We start from the raw sequence: 5,184 nt of genomic DNA, 5'->3' as shown, positions 1-5,184 counted from the left end.
GAAGGCTCCCCGCGTCCGAACCGGCGGGCACGCCGGCGTCGCCCTCACCCTCGGCCGAGCCTTCGAGCTCGCCGGCGGCGCCCGAGTCGTCGGAGCCGTCGACCCCTCCGCCCCCGGCGTCGTCGGCGGAAGCGGCCGCGGTCCCCCCGGTGGCGGACGAGGACGGGGCCGAGCCGCCGGACGGGCCGGCCACGGCGAGACCGGCGGCCGCCACGGCGCTGAGAACGAGCAGGGCGCCGAGGCGGCGGCGGCGGGCGGGACGGCGGGCGTCGGCGGTCGCCGTCCCGCCGGCGGCGGCGGTCCCGGCCTCCTCGGCCTCGGTGGTGCTCTCGGTGGTGATCGTCTCGGTGGTCATCGCTGGGCTCCCTTCCCGGTTGCGGTGTGCACGGGTGGGAGCGCGCCGGCGCCGGATCCCTTACAGGTCCGGCGCAGAAAATCCGCTCCGGCGGGACCCCCGGGCGTGCACGCGCCGGGGAGCCGGTGCGCACGTGGCGCACCGGTTCCCGCCGCCGATCCTCGTCAGCCCAGCTCGGCCAGCATCTTCTCGCCGATCGCCTTGCTGAGGCCGCTGGCGCTGTGCCCGCCCTTCCACCGGTTGCTGAGCACGGCGATCACGATGTCGTCGTCCGGATAGATCCGCAGGTACGACTTGGCTCCGGGCTGGCCCCCCGCCTTGCCGACCACCCGGGTGGTCTTGTCGTCCGCCGTGCCCACGTCCCAGCCGTAGGCGTAGCTGCCGGCGGGCGGCGTCCACATGTCCTCACGGGCCGTGTCGTCCACGATCCTGCCGTCGAGGACCGACAGGCCGAGGCGCACCAGATCGGGGGCGGTGGACTGGAGGCCGCCACCGAGGACCTTGGAGCTGAGGTTGTCGGGGTCGAACGCCTCGTTGGTGTCGGAGTCGTACAGCGTCGCCTGGTCCTTCACCGGCGAGCCGGCGATCTCGGGCCGGAGGCTGTCGGCGCCCGACGCCGCCGTGATCTGCTCACGCACGATGTCGCCGATCGGCTTTCCCTCCAGCTTCTCGAACACCGCACCGAGGACGTCGTAGGCGTGGGTGCTGTAGAGGTACTGGCCGGGCGTGCACCCGAGCGGCTCGTCCATGTGGGCCTGGACGGCGGCCCACGCCGTGTCGTACTGGTCGAACTCGCTGCTGTCGAACGGCTCGGGGTAGCTCTCCACGCAGCTGCGGTTCGAGGCCGACTGCCCGACCGTGTAGCTGTGGTGCTCGGGCAGGGGGAGGTACTCGCGCACCGGGTCGTCCAGGTCCAGCTCCGGGTGGCGGTCGAGCATCCGCATGAGCAGGACGCCCGCCACCGCCTTGCTCACCGAGGCGATGCGCAGGACCGAGCCGCCGTGCATCCGCACGTTCGCCTCCACGTCCTGGTGACCGAAGCCCCGCTGGTAGACGACCTTGCCCTGGTGGGCGATGGCCACGCTGATCCCGGGGACGTCGAACTCCTCGAGCTCGGCCTTGACCTCGTCGTCCACCCACGTGCGAAGTGCCCAGTCCGGGCGGTCGCTGTTCTGCCGCCAGATGCCGGCGTAGCGGACGCCGCCGGCCGTCTCGTACTTCTCGTAGTCGACCAGCCGGTAACCCTCGTCCCGCATCTGGTTCCAGCGGTTCCGGTAGCCGGTGGCGTCCATGTCGCGGCGCTCGACCCAGCGGCGCCCGTTGCGGTTCTCCACCCAGATGCCGGCGTAGCGCTGGCCGGCGCCCGTGCGGACCGACTCGACGTCGACCATGCGCAGGCCCTCGGCCTTGTAGGTCTCGAACGTCGAGGAGAAGGTGGCGTCGTCGAGGCCGCGGCGCAACTTCCACGACAGGCCTTCGGTGTTCTGGACCCACGCCGCCGCGTAACGCAGGCCCGACCCGACGGGATACACCTCGACGTCGACGGGCAGGAAGCCCTTGGCCTTGTACTCGTCGAACTTCTCGCTGAACTGAGCCGAGGTGACGCCGCGGTAGGAGGCCCAGCCGACGTTCTCCTTGTTCTGCACCCACACGCCGGCGAAGTAGCGGGTGCCGCCGACGACGTAGGTCTCCTGGTCGACGACCCGGAACCCGGCGTCCTTCAGCTCCTCCCACTTGGCCCCGAACTGGGCGTCGGTGAGGTCGCGCAGCGAGTACCAGCCCCGGCCGTCGGGGTTCTCCTGGAACACCGCGCCCACCCGGTAGTCGGCGCCGATCACGTCGACCTCGAGGTCGGTGACCATGTAGCCCTTCTCCGACAGCTCGTCGAAGCGGGCCCCGAACTGGGCACTGGTCAGGTTGCGCAGAGAGACCCAGGCCGTCGCCGGGGGGTCGAACAGGGCGGTGGGCGTCAGCGGGGCGGCGGACGCCGTCCCCGACAGCATGGTCATGGAGCCGGCCAGCGACGCCGCCGCGGTGGCCAGGGCCGCCGGGAGCCGCCGCCGGCGGGTGGTGGTGCCGTGGATGTGGCGGTCGGTGCGGTCGTGGCGGTTGCTGCGGTTGCTGCGGTGGCTGCGGATCATCGGAGTCCCTCCCTCGGGGCGCTCGAGCGACGTGCCCGGGCGCTGGGGAGAGCGATGGGGTGGGCCCCGCCTTACACGCCCGGCCAGAAAAGGTCCGGCCACCTGTAAGCACCGGGGCGGCCGGCGCGTCCACCCGGCGTGAACGCACACCACGACGGCCGGCCGTGAGGTCGGTACCGTGCGCACAACCATGGGCAACGACGACGCCCGCTCCGACGCCGAGCTGGTGGCCGCCGCCGTCGGCGGCGACCGGGCGGCGTTCGCGGCGATCTACCAGCGGTACGTCGACCGGGTCCACGGGTTCGCGTACTCCTTCCTCCGCAGCTCGAGCGACGCCGCCGACGCCACCCAGGACACGTTCGTGCGGGCGGCCGAGCAGCTGGGCAACCTGCGGGACCCGTCGAAGCTGCGGTCGTGGCTGTTCGCCATCGCCCGCACGGTCTGCCTGGCCGCCATCCGGCGCCGGGGCCGGGACACGCCGGAGCCGGAGATGAGCGCGCTGGCCGACGCCGGCGCTGCCCCCGGTCCGCCCGTGCCCGGCCCGGCCACGGCGGCCGAGCGGTCGGAGCTGGCCCGGCTGGTGTGGGACGCGACCGCCGCCCTCGACCACCGCGATCGCCTCGTGCTCGAGCTGACCGTGCGCGAGGGGCTCGACGGCGGGGAGCTGGCCGACGCCCTCGGCGTCTCCCCCGCCCACGCCCACGTGCTGGCCCATCGCGCCCGCCAGCGCGTCGAACGCGCCCTGGGCGCCTTCCTGGTCGCCCGCCTCGGCCGCCGGGACTGCGCCGACCTGGCCCGGCTGCTCACCGGCTGGGACGGTCGCTTCTCGATGGTGGTCCGCAAGAAGGTGGCCCGCCACGTGGACGGCTGCGAGACGTGCGAGGACACCCGCGCCCGCACCCTCTCGCCGGTCGCCCTGCTGAGCGCCGTGCCTCTCGTGCCGATGGCGGCCGACCGGCGCGACGCCGTCCTGGCGGCGGCCACCTCGGCGCTCGGGGCCGGCCCCGCTCCCCGACCCGACGGCTACCGCGACGACGGCTTCCCGGGTGCCGACCCCGTCACCCGCCGCCGGCCCCGGTTCGCCGGTTGGGGGGCGGCGGCGGCGGTGGCGGCGGTCGTCGCCCTGCTGCTCCTCGCCGTCACCGGTGGCGGGACCGGCCCCACCGAGCTGACCGCTGACGAGGACCCGGCGGGCGGGACGACGGCGGCGGCGGCGGCGACCGGCGCAGTTGGCGGAGGCGGCACCACGATCGTGGCCGCTCCCGGTGGCGCCGGCGCGACCGTCCCGGCGCCGGCGCCGTCGGAGCCCGCCTCCGGGACGCCCGCCGCCACCGGGCCACCGGCGGTGGCGCCGACCGCCCCGCCCACCACGACGCCGGCGACCACCACCGGTCCGGCGTCCACGCTGCCGTCGCCCACCCTGACCGTGTCGTCGGAGACGGTCGACCTGGGGACCACGGGCACCACGGCCCGGGTGCGGGTCACCAACCAGGGGCCGGGCGAGGCGGCGTGGTCGGCCCGCTCCCCGGCCGCCGGCCTCACCGTCGCGCCCGGCGGGGGCACCCTGGCGCCGGACGCCGGCACCGACCTGGTGCTGACCCTGGACCGGGCCGCGTTCCCCGAGGGCCCGCTGGAGGTGGCGGTCGGGGTCGACGGCGGGCGCCAGCCGGTGTCCGTACGGGTCCTCGCCGGCGTGGGCCGCCCGCCCGCGGTGGGGCCGGTCGCCGCGTCACCTCGGACGCTGCGGCGGGCGGGGACGTCGTCGGTGTGCACGCCGCAGACGTCGCGGGTCGTGGCGACGGTGACCGACGAGAGCGGCGTGGCCGGCGCCGAGGTCGTGCTGCCGGCGGGGCGGGTGGCGATGACCCTCGGCCGGGACGGCACCTACGGCGCCACCGTCGGGCCGTTCGCCGCCGCCGGCACGGTCACCCTCACGGTGGAGGCGGTCGACCAGCTCGGCAACCGGGGGACGTCGGCGCCGGTCACCCTCACCGTCCTGCCGTGCTGAGCCGTCGACCTCATTCGTTCGCCGCGTTCGCAATCGCCAGGGTCCGTGGCCGCGCTCGCCGCCGCGGGCGGCCTCGACGGCTGCGGACCACCGAGAAGGGACAGGGCGGAGGCGGCGCGAGCTCCGCTCGCCCGCCGCAGCACGATCCGACTCGACCGAGTGGAGTGAGCGAAGCGAACGAACGAGGTCGAGGTCACGCCCGCCGGAGGACGCTCGCCAGCTGGGGGACGGAGATGGAGGCCGCCCCGCGGTCCCGGGCGCCGTCCTGGACCCGGCGGTCGTTCGACGCCACCACGACCGCCCTGGCGACCGGCTCGCCGTCCAGCATCTCCAGGATGACGTCGTCGGCCTCCACGCCGGCAGGTGAGAACGACACCCGCACCCGCCGGCGGGGGCCGGTGCGGGCGGGCGCGACGTCGGCGCCGTCGAACACCACGTGGATCGCCGCCCCCGTGCGGGCCTCCAGCTCGGCCAGGGCGTCGACCAGCCGGTCGCGCTGGTCGGGCAGGGCCAGGTCCGGCCACAGCCACTTGGCCGCGTTGTAGCCGTCGACGATCACCAGCACGCCGGGGGCCCGCACCAGGTGGGCGGCCGCCTCGGCAGTGTCGTCGTGGACGCCGGGCGGCAGCGGCGGAGGCCGCCTCTTGGGGCGGGGTGGCGCAGCCGGGGGAGGCGCCCGG

General features: G+C 75.4%; 4 protein-coding genes. 1 reads left to right on the top strand and 3 read right to left on the bottom strand.

Annotated elements, in window-relative coordinates:
- Together VM242_10670 and VM242_10665 are read right to left on the bottom strand one after the other, a co-directional pair.
- On the bottom strand, positions 1-355 hold a 355-nt coding region (locus VM242_10670), incomplete at its 3' end, for a hypothetical protein (GenBank protein ID HVM05628.1).
- A 164-nt stretch (positions 356-519) separates the two neighbouring features.
- A complete protein-coding gene (locus tag VM242_10665; protein ID HVM05627.1) occupies positions 520-2,496 on the bottom strand; it encodes a serine hydrolase in 1,977 nt (658 codons plus the stop codon).
- A 190-nt stretch (positions 2,497-2,686) separates the two neighbouring features.
- Between VM242_10665 and VM242_10660 the strand changes: the two genes are divergently transcribed.
- On the top strand, positions 2,687-4,504 hold the full coding sequence (locus tag VM242_10660; GenBank protein HVM05626.1) for a sigma-70 family RNA polymerase sigma factor: 1,818 nt from the start codon (positions 2,687-2,689) through the stop codon (positions 4,502-4,504).
- A 193-nt stretch (positions 4,505-4,697) separates the two neighbouring features.
- Here the strand turns inward: VM242_10660 and VM242_10655 are convergent.
- The coding region (locus VM242_10655; protein HVM05625.1) for an NYN domain-containing protein at positions 4,698-5,184 on the bottom strand (487 nt) is incomplete at its 5' end.

This window comes from Acidimicrobiales bacterium, assembly GCA_035540975.1.
Lineage (GTDB): Bacteria > Actinomycetota > Acidimicrobiia > Acidimicrobiales.
The sequence above is the reverse complement of the archived record's forward strand: the minus strand, read 5'-3'. Positions and strand labels throughout refer to the sequence as shown.